General features: G+C 39.1%; 18 protein-coding genes and 1 pseudogene. 17 read left to right on the top strand and 2 right to left on the bottom strand.

Annotation, left to right across the window (positions count from 1 at the left end; all coding sequences use genetic code 11):
- Positions 1-35 precede the first annotated feature (35 nt).
- The 5 genes and pseudogenes from ACK4HO_RS07100 to ACK4HO_RS07080 all read left to right on the top strand — a co-directional run bounded on the left by ACK4HO_RS07100 (position 36) and on the right by ACK4HO_RS07080 (position 5,627).
- Positions 36-2,579, top strand: coding sequence for an ATP-dependent Clp protease ATP-binding subunit (locus ACK4HO_RS07100; protein WP_409664370.1), 2,544 nt, complete (start codon positions 36-38; stop codon positions 2,577-2,579).
- 93 nt (positions 2,580-2,672) lie between these two features.
- Positions 2,673-4,034, top strand: a pseudogene (gene rimK / locus ACK4HO_RS07095) (30S ribosomal protein S6--L-glutamate ligase); the annotation flags it as partial.
- Positions 4,035-4,132: 98 nt separating this feature from the next.
- Positions 4,133-4,714: a TMEM175 family protein gene (locus ACK4HO_RS07090; RefSeq protein ID WP_409664369.1), complete on the top strand. Its 582-nt coding sequence runs from the start codon at positions 4,133-4,135 to the stop codon at positions 4,712-4,714.
- A 1-nt stretch (position 4,715) separates the two neighbouring features.
- Positions 4,716-5,075, top strand: a complete 360-nt coding sequence (locus ACK4HO_RS07085) for a DUF1304 domain-containing protein (RefSeq protein WP_409664367.1) — start codon at positions 4,716-4,718, stop codon at positions 5,073-5,075.
- 153 nt (positions 5,076-5,228) lie between these two features.
- The gene (locus ACK4HO_RS07080; protein ID WP_409664365.1) at positions 5,229-5,627 is read left to right on the top strand and encodes a cupin domain-containing protein; all 399 of its coding nucleotides are present in this window, start codon (positions 5,229-5,231) and stop codon (positions 5,625-5,627) included.
- 20 nt (positions 5,628-5,647) lie between these two features.
- Here the strand turns inward: ACK4HO_RS07080 and hutH are convergent, their stop codons facing one another.
- Complete coding sequence (hutH, locus tag ACK4HO_RS07075; RefSeq protein ID WP_409664364.1) at positions 5,648-7,150, bottom strand: histidine ammonia-lyase; 1,503 nt, start codon at positions 7,148-7,150, stop codon at positions 5,648-5,650.
- Positions 7,151-7,543: 393 nt separating this feature from the next.
- Between hutH and thrA the strand changes: the two genes are divergently transcribed.
- The 5 genes from thrA (at position 7,544) to ACK4HO_RS07050 (ending at position 14,332) form a co-directional block, all read left to right on the top strand.
- Positions 7,544-9,991, top strand: coding sequence for a bifunctional aspartate kinase/homoserine dehydrogenase I (thrA, locus tag ACK4HO_RS07070; protein ID WP_409664362.1), 2,448 nt, complete (start codon positions 7,544-7,546; stop codon positions 9,989-9,991).
- An 85-nt stretch (positions 9,992-10,076) separates the two neighbouring features.
- Complete coding sequence (locus tag ACK4HO_RS07065; protein WP_409664360.1) at positions 10,077-11,003, top strand: homoserine kinase; 927 nt, start codon at positions 10,077-10,079, stop codon at positions 11,001-11,003.
- 19 nt (positions 11,004-11,022) lie between these two features.
- On the top strand, positions 11,023-12,309 hold the full coding sequence (thrC, locus tag ACK4HO_RS07060; protein ID WP_409664359.1) for a threonine synthase: 1,287 nt from the start codon (positions 11,023-11,025) through the stop codon (positions 12,307-12,309).
- Positions 12,310-12,318: 9 nt separating this feature from the next.
- Entirely contained in the window at positions 12,319-13,071 is a 753-nt protein-coding gene (locus ACK4HO_RS07055) for a hypothetical protein (protein WP_409664358.1), read from the top strand.
- A gap of 76 nt (positions 13,072-13,147) precedes the next feature.
- The gene (locus tag ACK4HO_RS07050) at positions 13,148-14,332 is read left to right on the top strand and encodes a hypothetical protein (RefSeq protein WP_409664356.1); all 1,185 of its coding nucleotides are present in this window, start codon (positions 13,148-13,150) and stop codon (positions 14,330-14,332) included.
- Positions 14,333-14,383: 51 nt separating this feature from the next.
- Here ACK4HO_RS07050 and ytxJ read toward each other — a convergent pair whose 3' ends face one another.
- Positions 14,384-14,770, bottom strand: a complete 387-nt coding sequence (gene ytxJ, locus ACK4HO_RS07045) for a bacillithiol system redox-active protein YtxJ (RefSeq protein WP_409664354.1) — start codon at positions 14,768-14,770, stop codon at positions 14,384-14,386.
- Between the two features lie 215 nt (positions 14,771-14,985).
- Here ytxJ and clpB point away from each other — a divergent pair, with 215 nt between their 5' ends.
- The 7 genes from clpB to ACK4HO_RS07010 all read left to right on the top strand — a co-directional run.
- A complete protein-coding gene (clpB, locus tag ACK4HO_RS07040; protein ID WP_409664352.1) occupies positions 14,986-17,589 on the top strand; it encodes an ATP-dependent chaperone ClpB in 2,604 nt (867 codons plus the stop codon).
- A 200-nt stretch (positions 17,590-17,789) separates the two neighbouring features.
- On the top strand, positions 17,790-17,954 hold the full coding sequence (locus ACK4HO_RS07035) for a hypothetical protein (protein WP_409664350.1): 165 nt from the start codon (positions 17,790-17,792) through the stop codon (positions 17,952-17,954).
- Between the two features lie 14 nt (positions 17,955-17,968).
- Positions 17,969-18,520, top strand: coding sequence for a ferritin-like domain-containing protein (locus ACK4HO_RS07030; RefSeq protein WP_409664348.1), 552 nt, complete (start codon positions 17,969-17,971; stop codon positions 18,518-18,520).
- Positions 18,521-18,846: 326 nt separating this feature from the next.
- On the top strand, positions 18,847-19,137 hold the full coding sequence (locus tag ACK4HO_RS07025; RefSeq protein ID WP_409664346.1) for a YtxH domain-containing protein: 291 nt from the start codon (positions 18,847-18,849) through the stop codon (positions 19,135-19,137).
- An 11-nt stretch (positions 19,138-19,148) separates the two neighbouring features.
- Positions 19,149-19,502, top strand: coding sequence for a hypothetical protein (locus ACK4HO_RS07020; RefSeq protein WP_409664344.1), 354 nt, complete (start codon positions 19,149-19,151; stop codon positions 19,500-19,502).
- A complete protein-coding gene (locus tag ACK4HO_RS07015; RefSeq protein ID WP_409664342.1) occupies positions 19,499-19,891 on the top strand; it encodes a hypothetical protein in 393 nt (130 codons plus the stop codon). Before ACK4HO_RS07020 ends, ACK4HO_RS07015 begins: the two co-directional genes overlap by 4 nt.
- Positions 19,892-19,899: 8 nt before the next feature.
- The coding region (locus ACK4HO_RS07010; protein ID WP_409664340.1) for a YihY/virulence factor BrkB family protein at positions 19,900-20,663 on the top strand (764 nt) is incomplete at its 3' end.

Here is a 20,663-nt window from a genome sequence, read left to right as displayed (position 1 = left end):
TATAACTAAATTTACAATACCAATAATATATTTATATGGATGATAATTTTTCACCAAGAGTCAAAGATGTGATTACCTACAGCAAGGAAGAAGCATTGCGCTTAGGCCATGATTTTATTGGTACAGAACATTTGATGCTTGGTATCCTGAGAGATGGAAATGGTAAAGCGATAGCTATTTTAAATAACCTGTCTATAGATTTAGATCATTTGAGAAAAAAGGTCGAAATCTTAAGTCCGGCCAACCCTAATGTAGAAATCAGCAACGAAAAAAAGAACTTACACTTGACCCGTCAAGCGGAACGCGCCCTAAAAACAACTTTCTTAGAAGCCAAGGTATTTCAGGCCACTTCAATAAGTACAGCCCATTTGCTTTTGTGTATCCTAAGAAATGAAAATGACCCAACAACCAAACTACTACACCGTCTTAAAATAGACTATAACGTAGTTAAAGAACAGTATTTGAATATGACACCAAACGAAGAAGATTTTACAGACAACTTGCCAAGAAATGAGTCATACAATGATGATTCAGGACAAGATGACAGTTTGAAAGAAGGTAGTTTCAATAATCCGGCGAACAAGACCAATAAGAAATCGAAAACTCCGGTTTTGGATAACTTTGGTCGTGATTTAACCGAATTGGCAGAAGAAGGCAAACTCGATCCTGTAGTAGGTCGCGAAAAAGAAATTGAGCGTGTGTCTCAAATTCTAAGCCGAAGAAAGAAAAACAATCCGCTACTTATCGGTGAACCTGGTGTTGGTAAATCTGCCATTGCCGAAGGTTTAGCCTTGCGCATCATTCAAAAGAAAGTATCGCGTATTCTTTTCAATAAAAGAGTCGTAACGCTTGATTTGGCTTCGCTTGTTGCCGGTACCAAATACCGCGGACAATTCGAAGAAAGAATGAAAGCCGTAATGAACGAATTGGAGAAAAACGACGACATCATTTTATTCATTGATGAAATCCACACGATTGTTGGAGCCGGTGGTGCTACAGGTTCGTTAGATGCGTCAAATATGTTTAAACCGGCGTTAGCGCGTGGCGAAATACAATGTATCGGTGCTACAACGCTCGACGAATACCGTCAGTATATAGAGAAAGATGGCGCGTTAGAAAGACGTTTCCAAAAAGTAATCGTAGAACCAACTTCGGTTGAAGAAACAATTACCATTTTGAACAACATCAAAAACAAATACGAAGACCATCACAACGTAATTTACACCGACGAAGCGATTGAAGCTTGTGTTAAATTGACTAACCGATACATGTCGGAGCGTTTCCTTCCGGACAAAGCGATTGATGCTTTAGACGAAGCAGGTTCTCGTGTTCACATCACCAACATTGATGTGCCAAAACAGATTTTGGATTTGGAACGCCAATTAGAAGAAGTGCGTGACTTGAAAAACTCTGTCGTTAAAAAACAGAAATACGAAGAAGCTGCAAAATTACGCGATGACGAAAAACGCTTAGAAAAAGACTTAGGTATAGCCCAAGAACAATGGGAAGAAGATTCTAAAAACAACAGAATTCGCGTGACTGAGGATAATGTAGCCGATGTGGTTTCTATGATGACCGGAATTCCTGTGAATCGTATTGCCCAAACCGAGAGCAACAAATTAGCTCATTTACCTGAATTGATTCAAGGAAAAGTAATTGGGCAAAACGAAGCTGTTCTAAAAATCTCCCGTTCTATCCAACGTAATCGTGCCGGATTAAAAGATCCGAATCGTCCGATTGGTTCGTTTATTTTCTTGGGACAAACGGGTGTTGGTAAAACGCAATTGGCGAAAGTTTTGGCCAAAGAATTATTCGACTCTGAAGATGCTTTAATCCGTATCGACATGAGTGAATACATGGAAAAATTTGCGATTTCCAGATTAATCGGTGCGCCTCCGGGCTACGTTGGTTATGAAGAAGGCGGGCAATTGACAGAAAAAGTTAGAAGAAAACCATATTGTGTAGTGCTTTTAGACGAAATAGAAAAAGCGCATCCTGATGTGTTCAATATGATGTTACAAGTATTGGATGACGGCTATTTGACCGATAGTTTAGGTCGAAAAATCGATTTCAAAAACACGATTATCATTATGACTTCGAATGTTGGAGCGCGTCAGTTGAAAGACTTCGGTCAAGGGGTTGGTTTCGGAACCGCTGCCAAAATTGCGCAAGCCGATGACAACTCGAAAAGTGTAATTGAAAACGCGTTGAAAAAAACTTTTGCGCCTGAATTCTTAAACAGAATTGACGACGTAATCGTATTCAACCCGTTAGAAAAACACGACATCGATTTGATTATCGAAATCGAATTGAAAAAATTGTTTGCTCGCGTAGAAGAATTAGGTTATAAACTGAATCTTTCCGCACCGGCAAAAGCGTTTATCGCTGAAAAAGGTTTCGACAAACAGTTTGGTGCTCGACCATTAAAAAGAGCGATTCAAAAATATGTAGAAGATGCTTTAGCCGAAGAGATTATCACTTCGAAAATAGCGTCAGGCGATGAGATTTTTATGGATTTAGACGAAACAGCTCAAGAGTTAACCGTTACGATTCAAAAAGCCGAAAAGCCAACAAAATAAGTTAGTTAAATTATAATAAGCCACAAATAACACAGATTCACGCCAACTAATTAGTGAGAATTTGTGTTATTTGTGGCTTAAAATTTTTATAAAATGCCAATAAACAAAATCATATTAGGTTCAGAAGAATGGTGTTCGTTTCCCGAACTGGAAATTCCGGCTATTAAAGCTCGTGTAGATTCTGGTGCTAAAACTTCGGCGCTTCATGCCATCAACATCGCTCCATTTGTAAAAGATGCAGAAAACTGGGTGAAATTTGACATTAACCCTATTCAAAACAACCTCAAAACTGTAATTCATTGTGAAGCCAGATTGGTAGACAAACGTATTGTTAAAAGTTCGAGTGGTTTTCGAGAACAACGTTACGTGATTAAAACCAATTTGTGCATCGGTACCGATACTTGGGAAATTGAAATGACCTTAACCAACCGAGATTCCATGGGTTTCCGAATGTTGTTAGGCCGTGAAGCGATGAGTGGCAGAATATTGGTTGACCCGGAACAAAAATATTTATTAGGACAAACCTCCACCGAAAACTTAAAAGATTTATACCAAAATTCAATTGCGGTCAAATCAGGTTTGCGCATTGGTGTTTTGGCCAGTAATCCCGAGTTGTACAGCAACAAACGCATCATGGAAGCCGGCGAGATGCGTGGTCACGAAATGCATTTTTTGAACATCAAGGAATGTTATATGAAGCTCGATGCCCACAATCCCGAAATTCATTATCGTGGCGGAAAAGTACTGGACAATTTCGACGCAGTGATTCCGAGAATTCGGCCGAGTATTACTTTTTACGGTTGTGCTTTGACGCGTCAGTTTGAAGCGATGAAAGTCTTTTGTTTAAATTCCGCAGCAGCGATAACCCAATCGCGAGACAAATTATTTTCACTACAATTATTATTACACCACGGCGTTGATATTCCAACTACCGGATTTGCGAATTCTCCTTTGGATACCGATGATTTGATTAAAATGGTTGGCGGTTCACCGTTAATTGTAAAATTGCTCGAAGGAACACAAGGAAAAGGAGTCGTTTTGGCTGAAACTAAAAAAGCAGCAGAATCCGTAATCAATGCGTTTAAAAGTTTGAACGCAAATATTTTGGTGCAAGAATTCATCAAAGAAGCCGATGGTAAAGACTTGCGTTTGTTCGTGGTAGACGGAAAAGTCGTTGCAGCCATCCAACGCGAAGCAGCACCGGGAGAATTCAGAGCCAACATTCACATGGGCGGAACAGCTTCGGTAATTAAACCCACACCGGAAGAAAAGAAAATCGCCATCAAAGCGGCTAAAGCCATGGATTTAAAAGTCGCCGGTGTAGATATTATCCGTTCGTCTAAAGGTCCGTTATTATTAGAAGTAAACTCGTCTCCGGGACTTGAAGGTATTGAAGGCGCAACTAATAAAGATATTGCCGGAGAAATGATAAAAGCGATTGAGAAGAATTTTAAAAGTAAGGGTGAAGTCAATAGTGAAAAGGCATTAGGCATTAGTAAAAAACAAGTTAATATTCACAATGTTTCCGAAATTTCAGAAGAATAAAACAAACTATGAACAAAAACCGACTCGAAGCCTTTAGCGATGGTGTTTTAGCAATCATCATTACCATTATGGTATTGGAGTTTAAAGTCCCGACGGAGACCACTTTTGAAGCGGTGATTCCTTTATTTCACAAGTTTTTGAGTTACATCTTGAGTTTTATCTACGTTGGAATTTATTGGAACAACCACCACCACATGATGCATACGGTAAAGCATGTTAACGGAAATATCCTTTGGGCCAATTTGCATTTGTTGTTTTGGCTGTCATTAATTCCGTTCGCCACGGCTTGGATTGGCGAGCATCACTTTGCTCCTTTTCCGATGATGTTGTATGGTATTATTTTGTTGATGAATGCGATTGCCTATTTTATATTGCAAACGGTTATTTTAAAACACCACGGTAAAGATTCTATTCTTTCCAAAGCGGTTGGCAAAGATTTTAAAGGAAAAGTATCGGTGATTTTATACGTAATTGCTGTTTTTGCCACCAAATATTCCATCGAAGTTTCGGGTGCTATCTATATTTTAGTAGCGCTAATGTGGTTGGTTCCCGATAAAAGGATTGAAAAAATCTTAAACGAAAACGAATAGTATGAACTTACTCTCTAAAATTATCATAGGATTTATTGCAGTACTGCACATATACATTCTTTGGCTCGAAATGTTTGCTTGGACAACTCGCGGAAGAAAAGTGTTTAAAACCATTCCGGCAGACCAATTTGAAAAGACCAAAGTCATGGCGGCCAATCAAGGTTTATACAACGGCTTTTTGGCTGTAGGTTTGATTTGGTCATTAATAATTACTGATGTTGTTTGGAGTCAAAACGTAGCGTTATTTTTCTTAGGTTGTGTTCTCGTGGCCGGAATCTACGGCGCACTAACCGCTTCTAAAAGGATTTTCTTTGTACAAGCGATGCCTGCAATTTTGGGATTATTGAGTTTACTCTTTTAACCAAATCTGAAAACTATTTTAAAAACCACAGAAGTTTAAATACTCTGTTCTTTAAAAACTACTCTATCGTTCACCTAGGAATTATAGAAATCATTTCGTTTTAGTTATAAGCATTAATCTACAGGATTGAATGAACTTTGATTAAAAGATAAAATGCCATCAAAAAACACCAAAATTTGCAAAGAAAATAATGACAAAGGATTGCACAAATCACAAGCGCACATCATCCTTGAAGTCGTAGAGTATGTCCCCGACACTATTGTTTGCAAAACAATTATAAAAAATGTTGGCGGAAAATTATCAGCCGTTGCTTTTGATGAAGGGGAAAAATTTTGTGAAAAAACAACCCAATATGACACTTATGTTCAAATCATCGATGGAGAAGCAGAAGTAACCATCGGCAATAAACATTGCAAACTGCATTTGGGAGAAAGCATGATTATCCCGGTGAACACTGCACATTGTTTTAAAGCTAATAACGAATTCAAAATGATAACCACTATCATAAAACATAGCCCCAAAAGAAAGACTACAGCAGCTAAAAGTTCCTAAACGAACTGTTACTTCTAGCCTTAATCCTCCAAATCAATCATAAAACTATTCAAAAACGCCACTGAGTTTTCAATGTCGTAATGCAAAATTCTGTCTTCTTTTACCAAAGGCACTTCTGAGCGGTAAGATTTCAAAAACATTTCAATAAACTCACTTGATTTTAATGGTTGTCTGAAGGCAATCGCCTGAGAAGCATTCATCAACTCAATCGCCAAAATGCGTTCCAAGTTATCCATAATGCGAAGCGTTTTAGTCGCTGCATTGGCACCCATACTTACATGGTCTTCTTGTCCGTTGGAAGAAACAATACTATCCACACTCGCCGGCGTCGCCAATTGTTTGTTCTGACTGGCAATACTCGCCGCAGTATATTGCGGAATCATAAAGCCTGAATTCAATCCCGGATTGTCCACCAAAAATGCCGGCAAACCTCTCAATCCTGAAATCAATTGGTAAGTTCTTCTTTCTGAAATGCTTCCCAATTCGGCCAAAGCCAAGCCTAAAAAGTCTAAAGCCAAAGCCAATGGTTGTCCGTGAAAATTCCCTCCGGAAATAATTACATCTTCGTTTTTAAAAATATTGGGGTTATCGGTAACCGAATTGATTTCGGTCTTAAAAACTTTCTTTACATAATCAATCGTGTCTTTCGAAGCACCATGCACTTGAGGAATACAACGGAAAGAATACGGATCTTGAACGTGTGCTTTTGGCTGGGTAATGATTTGACTGTCTTCCAACAGTTCTCTCATGCGCTTAGCGGTTACGATTTGCCCTTTGTGCGGACGAACATAATGAATCAGTTCATCAAACGGTTCAATTCGACCATCAAATCCTTCTAAAGAAATGGCCGAAATCACATCCGCCAAATACGAATATTTCATCGCTTTAAATAAGATATAACTGCCGTAAGCGCTCATGAATTGCGTGCCGTTTAATAAAGCCAAACCTTCTTTAGATTGCAATACGATGGGTTGCCAATTGAACTTTTTTAATACTTCTGACGTGTGTACTTTCTGGCCTTCAAAATTCACTTCGCCTTCGCCTAATAATGGTAAAGACAAATGTGCCAATGGTGCCAAATCACCACTCGCACCAAGCGAACCTTGGGTATAAATCACAGGTAAAATATCGTTATTATAAAAATCTACCAAACGCTCTACAGTTTGTAATTGCACACCCGAATGGCCATAGCTTAAACTCTGAATTTTAAGCAACAGCATTATCTTTACAATTTCCTGAGGTACTTCTTCACCCGTTCCACAAGCATGCGATTTGACCAAGTTTTCCTGAAGCTGAGACAAATTCTCATTCGAAATTTTCACATTACATAACGAACCAAAGCCGGTATTGATTCCGTAAATGGGGGTTTCATTGGCTGCCATTTTTTGGTCCAAATAATCACGACATTGTTGAATGTTGATTTTGGCTTCTTCCGATAAGGCTAGCGTTTTATGTTCGGCAATAATTTCTTGCAAAGTCTCTAAAGTCAATACTTCCGTACTGATGTAATGCGAATGCTCCATTTTTGGTGAGGATTAAAAGCCCAAAATTCCACAAACGATTGTTAAAAAGCAACAATTTAGCCGAGTATTTTTTGAGAATTTATTAAAAAAATCAGCTTTCGAATAGTGATATAAATAAAAAGCTATTGGTTACAAAGAATTATTGCGATATTCTTAAAAATTTAAGGAATCCTTTTTTAATTCTCAAAAAGTTATACATTTGGAAAACATGATGTCAAGCTTAGCCAAATATCAATTCTCTCTTACAACCAAAACTTTGGTTGCGTCTTTGGCTACAACAACATCAACAACTACAACCCCGTTTGGGGTATAATTTTCACATATAATCCACTTGACATGTACTTTCGCAAGAAAGCAAATCACTCATCATTCATAATTCATAACTAAAAAGTCATGATAGTATTAAAATTTGGCGGTACCTCAGTAGCCAATGCTGAAAATATTTCGAAAACCATAGCGATAGTCGCCAACAAAAGCAAAGAAAACCAGCTTGCCGTAGTCGTTTCGGCCTTTAGCGGCGTAACCGATTTACTAATTTTAGCCGGAAAAACTGCCGGTGCCAAAGACAAAGGCTATAAAGACATCGTTAGTCAAATCGAGAAAAAACACAAAGACGCCATCGATGAATTGGTTTCGCTCAGTGAACAAAGCGAGATTATTGAAACGATTAACCATGATATCAACCATTTAAAAACTTTATTGGATGGTTGTTACCTTTTGGGTGAATTATCGAGCAGAACGGCTGATATCGTAGCTGGTTTTGGCGAATTGTTGTCTTCTCAGATTATTGCCGTAGCGCTAAAACAAAAAGTCAGTAACTCCGCTTTTAAAGACAGCCGAGAAGTAATTAAAACCAATTCCAACTTCGGAAAAGCTGCGGTTGATTTTGAGGTAACCAATGAATTAATCGCAGATTATTTCTCAAACAATACTACTCAAGTCACTTTATTTCCCGGTTTTATTGCTTCGTCATTAGACGGAAATACAACAACGCTTGGTCGCGGTGGTTCCGATTATACGGCAGCGATTATTGCAGCAGCAGTAAAAGCCGATATTTTAGAAATCTGGACCGACGTAAACGGGATGTTCACAGCAAATCCGAAAAGCGTTAAGCAAGCCCAACCGATAGAAACTATTTCCTATCAAGAGGCAATGGAATTGTCGCATTTTGGGGCCAAAGTTTTGTATCCGCCAACGATTCAACCGGTGTTGAAAGACAGCATTCCGATTTTTATCAAAAACACTTTCGAACCCGAAGCCTACGGAACGTTGATTTCTAACACTCCGGAAGCGTCTAGTAACCCAATTAAAGGAATTACCCATATTGACAATATTGCGTTGCTGACATTAGAAGGATCAGGAATGGTAGGTGTTGCAGGTTCGTCCAAACGTTTATTCGAAGTCTTGTCTAACGAAAATATCAATGTGATTTTTATTACCCAAGCTTCTTCGGAACACTCTATTTGCGTCGGAATTTTAAATGCCGATGCCGATAAAGCCAAAACCGCCATCGACAAAGCATTTGAAATGGAAATCGCGCAAGGCAAAGTGGATCCGTGTATTGTTGAAAAAGACTTGTGCATAGTAGCACTTGTAGGTGAAAGCATGAAAAATCACCAAGGCATCAGCGGCAAAATGTTTAGCACTTTAGGCAAAAACAATGTCAATATTCGTGCGATTGCGCAAGGTGCTTCCGAAAGAAATATTTCAGTAGTCATCAATGAAAAAGATGTCAAAAAAGCTTTAAATACTTTACACGAACGCTTCTTTGAAGACAATACCAAGCAGTTGAATTTGTTTGTTATGGGTGTTGGAAACGTAGGCGAAAAGTTCATCGACCAAATCAGCCAACAAAAGAAATTCCTAAAAGAAAACTTGAAAATAAATGTGCGCGTCATTGCTTTATCCAATTCCAGAAAAATGGTTTTTGATGAAGAAGGCATCAATTTAAAAGATTGGAAAGAAACTTTAAGTCAGGGCGAAACTGCCAATCCAAACGACTTCATTTCTCGTACTAAACAATTGAATTTACGCAACAGTATTTTCGTAGACATTACAGCCAATTATGATATTGCGAACATTTATGATCAATTCTTAGGGCAAAATATAGCCGTAGTTACTTGTAACAAAATCGCGTGTTCTTCAGGATACAACAATTATAAAAACCTTAAAAACCTATCGCGAAAATACAATGCACCGTTCTTGTTTGAAACGAATGTTGGTGCCGGTTTACCCATCATTGACACCCTAAAACACTTGATTGCTTCGGGTGATAAAGTAAATAGAATCAATGCCGTTTTATCCGGAAGTTTGAACTTTATTTTCAATAATTTCAGCGATACTTATAACTTTCATGACGTAGTGAAAGAAGCAGGCGTTCAAGGATTTACAGAACCTGACCCTAAAATTGATTTAAGTGGTGTTGACGTAGCCAGAAAGATATTAATCCTCATTCGCGAAAGCGGTTACGAAATGGAAATGGAAGACATTACCAACAATTCGTTTCTACCAAAAGAATGCATGGAAACTACCAATAACGAAGACTTTTTTAAATCGTTAACCAAACATGCAAGCCACTTTGATAACCTTTTGGCAGAAGCGAAAGCCAAAGACAGCCGCTTAAAATTTGTAGCCTCTTTCGAAAACGGAAAAGCCAGCGTTGGTTTACAATTTATTCCTTCTGACAGTCCGTTTTACAACCTCGAAGGAAAAGACAATATCGTCCAATTTTACACCGATCGCTACATCGACCAACCTTTACTAATCAAAGGCGCTGGTGCCGGAGCAGCAGTTACGGCCTCGGGGATTTTTGCGGATGTGGTTAGGATTGGAAATGTTTAACTAAGTTACTGAGTAACTGAGTGCCTGAGTAACTAAGAAAAAAACTCAGAAACTTAGCTACTCATTAACTCAGCAACTCAAAAAAATGAACGAAATTAAAATATTCTGCCCTGCCACCATCGCCAATCTGAATTGCGGATTTGACGTGTTAGGACTTTGTCTTGAAGGCATTGGCGACGAAATGATTATCCGAAAGGCCGCCGAAAAAGGCATTCGCATCACCAAAATAACCGGTGCCGATTTACCTTTAGAAACCGAAAAAAATGTGGCCGGTGTCGCTGCGCTTGCTATTGTAAATGCAACTAATCCGGACTTTGGTTTCGAAATCGAAATTCACAAAAAGATAAAAGCCGGAAGTGGCATTGGAAGTTCTTCTGCCAGTGCGGCCGGAGCGGTTTTCGGTATTAATGAATTATTAGGCAAACCCTTTACCCGTCACGAATTGGTTGACTTTGCCATGAAAGGTGAAGCTTTAGCCAGCGGTTGCGAGCATGCCGATAATGTAGCACCTTGTGTACTTGGTGGCTTTACTTTAGTTCGTGGTTACAATCCGTTAGATGTTATTAAAATTGAAAGTCCGAGTGAAATTTATGCTGTTGTCTTGCATCCGCATATCGAAGTAAAGACTTCCGATTCAAGAGCGGTGCTTTCTCCGACCGTTTTACTAAAAGACGCCATTACCCAATGGGGAAACGTTGGCGGATTAATTGCCGGATTGTATACCAAAGATTACGAGCTGATTGGTCGTTCTTTGCAAGATGTGATTATTGAACCGGCGCGGAAACAATTAATTCCTAATTTTGATTTGGTCAAAAATGCGGCCTTGCAAAACGGCGCTTTAGGTTCCGGAATTTCAGGTGCCGGACCTTCGATATTCGCTTTGTGCAAAGGACAAGAAATTGCCGAGAAAGTAGCTTACGCCATGAGCAATAGTTATCTTGATACCGGAATTGCTTTTGATATTCACATTTCAAAAGTAAATGATAAAGGAGTGAAAATAATTATGAATTAGGAATTAGCAATTACGAATTATGCAGTATTTCAGTTTAAATAAAAATGCGCCAAGAGTTAGTTTCGAACAAGCTGTAGTGCTTGGTTTGGCGCCCGACAGGGGTTTATACTTTCCGGAAAGCATAACGCCGCTTCCCCACTCTTTCTTCCAAAATATAGAAAACCTTACGCAAGAAGAAATCGCTTTTGAAGCCATCGAGCAATTCGTTGGCGACGAAATTCCGGAAGCCGAACTCAAACGCATCATAGCCGAAACATTGTGCTTTGATTTTCCTTGTGTTCCGGTGGAAAACGATATTTTTTCTTTGGAGCTATTTCACGGACCGACGATGGCGTTTAAGGATGTTGGTGCCCGATTCATGTCGAGATGTTTGGGTTATTTTAACCGCAATGATGATAAAAAAGTGACCGTCTTAGTTGCTACTTCAGGCGATACAGGCGGTGCTGTAGCCAGTGGTTTTTTAGGAGTAAAAGGCGTAGAAGTTATTATACTTTATCCTTCCGGTAAAGTGAGTGAAATACAAGAACGTCAGTTGACTACACTTGGAAAAAACATAAAAGCCTTAGAAGTAGATGGTGTATTTGACGATTGTCAAGATATGGTAAAGCAAGCCTTTTTAGACCATACTTTAAACCATAAAAATTTAACTTCGGCTAACTCGATTAACATTGCCAGGTGGTTGCCGCAAATGTTTTATATTTTCTTTGCTTACAAACAATTAAAGAAGTACGACAAACCGATTATTCTTTCGTGTCCGAGTGGTAACTTTGGGAATATTTGCGCCGGGATTATGGCCAAAAGATTAGGCCTGCCTATCGCCCACTTTGTAGCTTCAACGAATGCTAATGATACGGTGCCGAGATTTTTAGAAGCCGGAAACTACGAACCAAAACCTTCTATCGCTACAATTTCTAATGCAATGGATGTGGGGAATCCGAGTAACTTTATTCGCATACAGGAGTTGTATCGTTATGATTTAAATGAATTCGAAAAAGACTTCTCTTCTTATTCATTTACTGATGCCGAAACGGAAATCGCTCTTAAAGATATTTATAACCGAACACAATACATCGCCGAACCTCACGGTGCCGTTGGTTATTTGGGTCTAAAAAAGGAAATGACAAAACAACCGGAAAGCATCGGCGTATTTTTGGAAACTGCTCATCCAATTAAATTCTTGGATGTCGTTGAACCTTTATTGGACTTGAAATTGCCGATTCCAACCCAAATTGAAAGTGTATTGGGTAAAGAGAAAGTATCGACTAAGATTAAGACTTATGAAGATTTGAAAGCCTTTCTACAATAAATTATTAAGATGAACTCAAAAGCTTACCTACTCCTATTCGTCTTGTTTTTAAGCTTTGGCTCAAAGGCACAAAACGATAGCATAAAGGCATTGGTAGAGTCGGATTTGACTATCATCACTTATCTTACAGAAAACGACAGTACCACTTATTTCAATGAGGATGAATCGTTAACTAAGTATTTCAGCATTGAATTGATTGACCAAAAACTTTATAAAGACAAAAAGAAAAAGGCAGTTTCTTTTCTCACAGCGGATACTTTAGCCCATAAAAAGACCAAAGGCATCATTACATTGCCATGTCAAAAGAAGACTGTAACCTTTACTGATCTTCCCTCAGAAGATGAAACCCATCGTATTTATGAATACATCGGGCAAATCAATTGGCTTAATGCTTTCGTGGTTTTCGGCATGTATTGGGAAGATTATGACTTTACTTTAATCGACAAAACAAGTGGCGAGAGAACTTCAACCTTTGTTGACTTTCCTAATATTTCTGCCGATAAAAAAAAGATTATTTGCCTTGGCGCAAACATTTATGAAAATACTGCAGATTTTGATTTCTATATAATCGATAACAAAAAGATAGTCCAAAAAATGAACGCCGGTTTCAAAAATTGGATGCCGGCCGGAGAAAATACCGATATGTTTTGGAGCAACGACGGCTACTTCTATTTGCCGGTGGTAGCCACAAATAATTTTTGGAAACCCGATGGCAGTTTGAATGACCAATGGCAATACATCCGAATCAAACCTTTGTCGTAAATTCCTTTTAGGGCTTAAATCAACTTTCAAAACAAAGTGATTTCTCTTATATTTGTATTCGTTCAAAATCCATTCTATGAAAAAAATTACTTCTTTATTAGCCTTATTCCTGATTGTTTCCGCTTGCGGCGTTAGACAAACCCGAGACATGTTGACTTCAGGCGATTATGACGGTGCGATTCAAAATGCGGTTGAAGGTTTGCGCGGAAACAAAAATGCCAAAGGCAAGCAAGATTACGTTTACATGCTCGAAGAAGCTTTTGCCAAAGCCAAAGAACGTGATTTGCGCAACATTGATACTTGGTTTAAAGACGCCAATCCGCAGAACTTAGAGAAGATTTATGAAACTTATGTCCAACTCAATGCGCGTCAGGAACGCATTCGCCCTTTATTGCCGGTTCGTTTGTTAAAAGAAGGTCGGGAAGCTATTTTTCCTTTCGAAGATTACTCTGATCAAATTGTAAGCAGTAAAAATGCTTTGGCCAAATATTTATACAACAACTCCAAAGCGCTTTTGGCCAACAAAGACAAAATGGTCGTACGCCGCGCCTACGATGACTTGGTGTATTTGCAAAATTTGAGTCCGGGTTTCAAAGACACCGACAAACTCATTGAAGAAGCGCGTACCAAAGGCACAGATTTCGTAAGTGTTTATACCAAGAACGAAACCAATATGGTTATTCCGATACGTTTGGAAAACGATTTGCTCGACTTTAGCACGTTGGGACTAAATGACAAATGGACCGTTTACCACAGTAACCGCATCAAAGGCGTAACTTATGATTATGGCTTAGTGGTGAACTTCCGCCAAATCAACATCTCACCGGAACAAATCAAAGAGAAAGAACTGCAAAAAGAAAAACTGATTAAAGTGGGGCTCAAAAACCTATTGGATGCCAATGGTCAAGTTGTAAAAGACAGTTTGGGCAATCCTATTAAAATAGACGACATGCGAACCGTACGCGCAACCATTTATGAGTTTTCCCAATTCAAAGCTTGTCAAGTAACCGCCAAAGTGGATTATATTGATTTTAATAACAATCAGTTATTACAAACTTTTCCTTTGGCAAGCGAATTCACTTTCAGTTATATGTACGCCAAATACCGTGGCGACAAACGCGCTTGTGAGCAAGATTACTACCAATACTTTGACCGAAGAGCAGTGCCGTTTCCGTCAAATGAGCAAATGGTTTACGATACAGGGAATGATTTGAAAGCCAAACTAAAAGACATCATTACCCGAAACCGATTCAGGAGATAAACAAAAAGCCGTAAATTACAGACGGCTTTTTTATTTTAAATCTGAGTTAAGTTAAACTAAATCAGCTAACTTCTTGGCCTCAATACTTTCATGTGAACGATCATAAATGGCTTTACCATCTTTAATTACAATCAGTTGGGGCGATTGGTGGTAAACACCGAAACGGTTGGCAATCTCGTTTGAAATATCCCTATGTTCTAACAAGTCTAAGTAATACGGAATCACTTTTCCCTCTAAATCAAACTCTTGCTCAAACTGACGCAACGCCATTCGGCTGATACTACAACGGGTACTGTGCTTGAAAATCACTACCAGAGTTTCAGTCGACTCATTTACAATTTCGTTTAGCTGACCTAAATCGGTTAATTCGCGCCAAGCCATTTTGGATTCGGCCTTAGACTCTTCAGAGCCACCAAAAATATCCTTAAATAAACTCATAAATTTATCCCTTTTAACTTATCTCTTATCCCTTTTCCCTCATCTTCAAGACATAACGTCATCAATAACGTCAAACTGTCTACCACAATCACAAAGATAACTAAAAAATCAGCCATTTTGTCGGCTTAAACTTATTGGAATGTAAATTGACGCCAATAAAGTGAAGTTTTCAAAACTTTTATCCCAAACAACAACACAAAGGAGAACACTACATTATGAACACAAACAATTTTACCATTAAATCCCAAGAAGCTATCCAACAGGCGCAACAAATCGCCCAAAGCTTCGGTCACCAGCAAATCGAAAACGAGCACCTTATCAAAGGAATCCTCGAAGTCGATGAGAATGTGACACCTTTCATCTTAAAGAAACTCAACGTCAATGTCGACTTATTCAAAAAGATACTCGACAGCACTTTGCAAAGCTTTCCGAAAGTTTCCGGTGGCGATATTATGCTGTCGCGTCAAGCCAATACCGCTTTGACTGAGGCGAATATCATTGCCAAGAAAATGAACGACGAATACGTTTCTATTGAACATTTGTTATTGGCTATTTTTAAGTCGAAGATCAAAGTGGCCCAAATCCTAAAAGACCAAGGCGTAACCGAAAAAGGATTGGAAGCAGCCATAGCCGAAATCAGAAAAGGCGAACGCGTCACTTCTGCTTCTGCGGAAGAAACGTATAATACCCTCAACAAATACGCTAAAAACCTCAACGAACTCGCCCGAAACGGTAAGCTTGATCCCGTAATTGGTCGCGATGAAGAGATTCGAAGAGTATTGCAAATCTTGACGCGTCGAACTAAAAACAACCCAATGCTTGTGGGTGAACCCGGCGTTGGAAAAACCGCTATTGCTGAGGGTTTAGCTCATAGAATCGTTGATGGCGACGTACCCGAAAACCTAAAAGACAAAATCGTTTATTCGCTCGATATGGGTGCGCTGATTGCCGGTGCCAAATATAAAGGTGAATTCGAAGAGCGTTTAAAATCCGTAGTAAAAGAAGTAACCTCAGCCGAAGGTGATATTGTCTTGTTTATTGACGAAATTCACACGTTGGTTGGTGCCGGCGGTGGAGAAGGTGCAATGGATGCCGCTAATATTTTAAAACCGGCGTTGGCTCGTGGTGAACTGAGAGCCATTGGGGCCACGACTTTGGATGAGTACCAAAAATACTTTGAGAAAGACAAAGCCTTAGAAAGACGTTTCCAAAAAGTAATGGTTGATGAACCGGATACTGAAAGCGCCATTTCCATCCTTCGCGGTATCAAAGAGAAATACGAAACTCACCACAAAGTGCGCATCAAAGACGATGCGATTATTGCGGCGGTAGAATTATCCCAACGCTATATTACCAACCGTTTTCTGCCCGATAAAGCAATCGACTTAATGGACGAGTCAGCTTCAAAACTTCGTATGGAAATCAACTCCAAACCCGAAGAACTCGATGTATTGGACAGAAAGATCATGCAGTTGGAGATTGAGATTGAAGCGATAAAAAGAGAGAATGACGAAACCAAACTCAAAGGTCTTGGCTTAGACTTGGCCAACCTAAAAGAAGAACGCAACGAAATCTTTACCCGATGGAAATCGGAGAAAGATGTCGTGGATAATATTCAAAGCGTCAAACAAGAAATTGAAGACTTCAAACTCGAAGCCGAACGTGCCGAGCGCGACGGTGATTATGGTAAAGTCGCCGAAATCCGTTACGGAAAAATCAAAGATGCGCAAGAACGTTTAGATGCTTTACAAACCCAATTGGCCGAAAACCAAGCCGGAACTTCCTTAATCAAAGAAGAAGTGACGCGCGAAGACATAGCCGAGGTGGTGGCGAAATGGACCGGCGTTCCCGTGACCAAAATGCTCCAAGGTGAAAGAGAAAAACTCTTGCGTTTGGAAGATGAACTGCACCACAGAGTTGTAGGTCAAGAAGAAGCGATTGAGGCGATAAGCGATGCTGTTCGCAGAAGTCGTGCCGGATTGCAAGACATGAAGAAACCCATTGGGACTTTCCTATTCCTGGGAACAACCGGTGTCGGTAAAACCGAATTGGCGAAAGCTTTAGCCGAATATTTATTCGATGATGAAAACGCCATGACCCGTATTGACATGAGTGAGTACCAAGAACGCCACAGTGTGAGCCGACTAGTTGGTGCGCCTCCGGGATACGTAGGTTATGACGAAGGCGGACAATTGACCGAAGCCGTACGAAGAAAACCGTATTCGGTTATCTTATTGGACGAAATCGAAAAAGCGCATCCTGATACGTTCAATATCTTGTTACAAGTATTAGATGAAGGTCGATTAACAGATAACAAAGGACGTTTGGCCGACTTTAAAAACACCATTATCATCATGACTTCCAATATGGGAAGCGCTATTATACAAGAGAAGTTTGAGAACCTAAAAGGCGGTATCGAAGCTGCAACCGAAGCGGCCAAAAATGAAGTACTCGGTTTACTAAAACAAACGGTTCGTCCGGAGTTTATCAATCGTATCGATGAAATTGTGATGTTTACACCATTGACAGCAGCCAACATTAAACAAATCGTTGGGCTACAGTTACAAAGTGTAACCAAAATGCTCGCACACCAAAACATCACTATGGATGCCACACCCGAAGCCATTGCTTACTTGGCCGAAAAGGGTTATGACCCGCAATTTGGCGCCCGACCGGTAAAACGTGTTATCCAACGCGAAGTCTTAAACCAATTGTCTAAGGAAATCTTAGCAGGTAAAGTCAAAACGGATAGTATTATTTTGTTGGATAGTTTTGATGGTCAGTTGGTGTTTAGGAATCAAAATGAGATGGTGGAATGAGGCACTAAGACACTAAGGTTCTAAGGATTTAAACCCCAATGGTTGTAATGACTGTTAGGGTTTTTTCATGGGCATTTACCAGACATTTCAGCGAAACATGTGAATTTCAAAATTTTAAATAAAAATTTTACAACCCTTTCATTTCTAATATGTTCAATTTTACACTACAACAAATAAGTTGTAAATAAATTTAAACTAAGATGGAAAAAAATCAAAAAAACACTAGCAATCCAAAAAGCGATAGCCAGTCAAAAGGGAGAACAAACATGGATTTAAACAAAAATGTATCGGCAAAAGACGCCCATCAAAATCCTAAGAAAAATGATGTTGAAAATAAAAATCAGACCGTAAAAGCAAAACCGTAAAAACAATAGTAAATATGAAAAACAGTTTAAGCACTACAAAGGAAAAGCAAACGAATCGAACGATGAAAGCATCTCAACTGATGGAATTGTTTATAGATGAATTAAAAGACATCTATTGGGCAGAAAAAGCGCTTACCAAAGCCATCCCGACGATGATTCAAAATGCCTCCTCTTTAGAATTGATTGAAGCATTAACCAACCATCTCGAAGAAACCCACAACCATGTGGAACGTTTGAGACAAGTATTTGAACTCATTGGTACAAAACCGGAAGCCAAAACCTGTAAAGCCATGCTAGGCTTAATAGAGGAAGCAACCGACATCATGAAATCATGTGAGGAAGGTCCAATGCGAGATGCAGGCATAATTGCAGCGGCTCAAAAAGTAGAGCATTACGAAATGGCAACCTACGGAACGCTACGCCAATTTGGACAAACACTAAATTTAACCAGAGCAGTTGTCTTATTGGCCGCAACACTTCAGGAAGAGAAAGCTTCAGATGAAAAACTCTCTGCTGTAGCCATTGGTGCTGTAAATATTGAAGCTGCTTCGGAAGAGCTCAAATAATCATAGAACACATTTTTGCCCTAAATCATTATGCAAAGGTGTGAATCTTAAAAGTTTATCCAAGAGAAATGTAACAAATTCATAGTCAAACTAGTTGAACTTTGCACAATAACATTGTCAAGCAATAACTCTTATTTAGAGTTTTTGAAAACAACAAAGTAAATCAAACACTATGAATAGTTTTTTCAAAACAATAATAGCAGGATTTGGTGCCTATAAAATAGGTGGCGGAATCATAGGTACCATTGTTGTCTTTATTGCGATTTATTTCCTTCTGGGACAATGCAGTTAAATTTTAAAAATAATTAATATAAATAAAAACAGTTATGAGTAAAGGAAAAGTAGTATTAGGAGTATTGGCTGGTGTAGCCGTTGGTGGGATTTTAGGAATTTTGTTTGCCCCTGAAAAAGGTTCAGTGACACGCAAGCAAATCATGGACAAAGGAAATGACTATGCAGATGATTTTAAGTCAAAATACAAAGACTTTGCAGATTCAGTTTCTGAGAAGTTCCAAAGTGCCAAACAAGAAGCACAAGGATTGGCAGAAAATGGAAAAGCCAAATATGATGAAATAAAAAAAGATGCCGCTAATGCGATATCCAATTATAAATCATAAATAAAACTATTATGATTGACGACGCAACACCCATAGAAACGCTTTTTGAGCGAGCACAAGATTACAGTAAATCTACCATCAAGTTGTTTAAGCTTAATGCCATAGACAAGTCGGCAGATATTGTTTCTTCGCTCTTAGCTCGGCTGGCCGTTATTATGACAGTTGTGTTGTCGGTCGTAATTATTAATATCGGAATATCCATCTGGATAGGCAAAATGCTTGGCGAAACCTTCTACGGATTTTTAATCATTGGTGGGTTTTATGCCTTTATGGCTTTAATGCTTCATCTTTATCGTTACCAATGGATAAAACATCCTATCAGCAATTCGATTGTTAAAAAAATGATGAAAGAAAAAATGCTATGAAAACCAACAACGAAACCGAAGAATTAAACCAACTAATCATTGAGGTCAAAGCACAAAACAATTACGAATTAGCACAACTCAAAACGCAATTTCAAGTAGCTTATGAGAGTTTGAAACCTGTCAATATCGTTAAAAAAATATTCCACGATATCACCACCGCACCCGATATCAAAGACAATATGATAAGCAATAGTATTGGCATTAGCACGGGCATACTGTCTAAGAAACTCGTTATGGGCAACTCACACAACCCTGTTAGAAATATTATGGGAACCGTGGTTCAATTTGCGGTAGCCAATGTGGTTTCTAAATACACCGGTGGTTTTTCAATCTTAGCAGGCAATTTGCTTAAAAACTTCCTTAACAGAAAAAGAAACAACACCAATTAAAAAAAGAAATGACCACTCGTTTCAAAAAATTCTTTGCCATTCTCAAAACCACTTCAATACAATGGTGGGACAGAGATCCGTTTAAAGAAAGTGCCGTTATAGCCTATTATGCCATCTTTGCCTTGCCCGGATTACTAGTGGTAATCATAACACTGGCAGGCTATTTTTTCGGACAAGAAGCAGTAAACGGACAAATAACAGGGCAATTCACTGCTGTTATGGGTGCTGACACAGCCCTGCAAATTCAAGACATCATTGCTAAAGCCACCCAATCCCGAAACTCTGTTGGCGCAACAACCCTTGGCATCATTACTATTTTAGTCGGAGCCACCGGTGTTTTTGTTGAATTTCAAAAATCTTTAAACAACATTTGGAACGTTCAAGCCGATGTATCCAAATCAGGAATACTCAGTTTCCTCAAAACAAGACTGTTCTCCTTTGGTGTTATCATCGCCATGGCTTTTATCCTTATCATATCCCTGGTAATCTCTGCGGCACTTGCAGCATTTAGTAACTTTATCACCCATTACTTCTCTACCCTATTCTTGATAGTACTTCAACTCTTTAATTTCTTAGTATCACTTGGCGTATTGGCCTTGTTATTTGCCGTAATGTTCAAATTCTTTCCCGATGCTAAAATAAAATGGAAACACGTTTGGGTGGGCTCATTGGTAACCGCTTTATTGTTTGAACTAGGCAAATCTGCTCTTGGTTTGTATTTTGGTCAGGCCAATCCCGGTTCGGGTTATGGTGCTGCCGGTTCTATCATCCT

This window comes from Flavobacterium sp. (assembly GCF_046296355.1).
Classification (GTDB): Bacteria; Bacteroidota; Bacteroidia; order Flavobacteriales; family Flavobacteriaceae; genus Flavobacterium.
The sequence above is the reverse complement of the archived record's forward strand: the minus strand, read 5'-3'. Positions and strand labels throughout refer to the sequence as shown.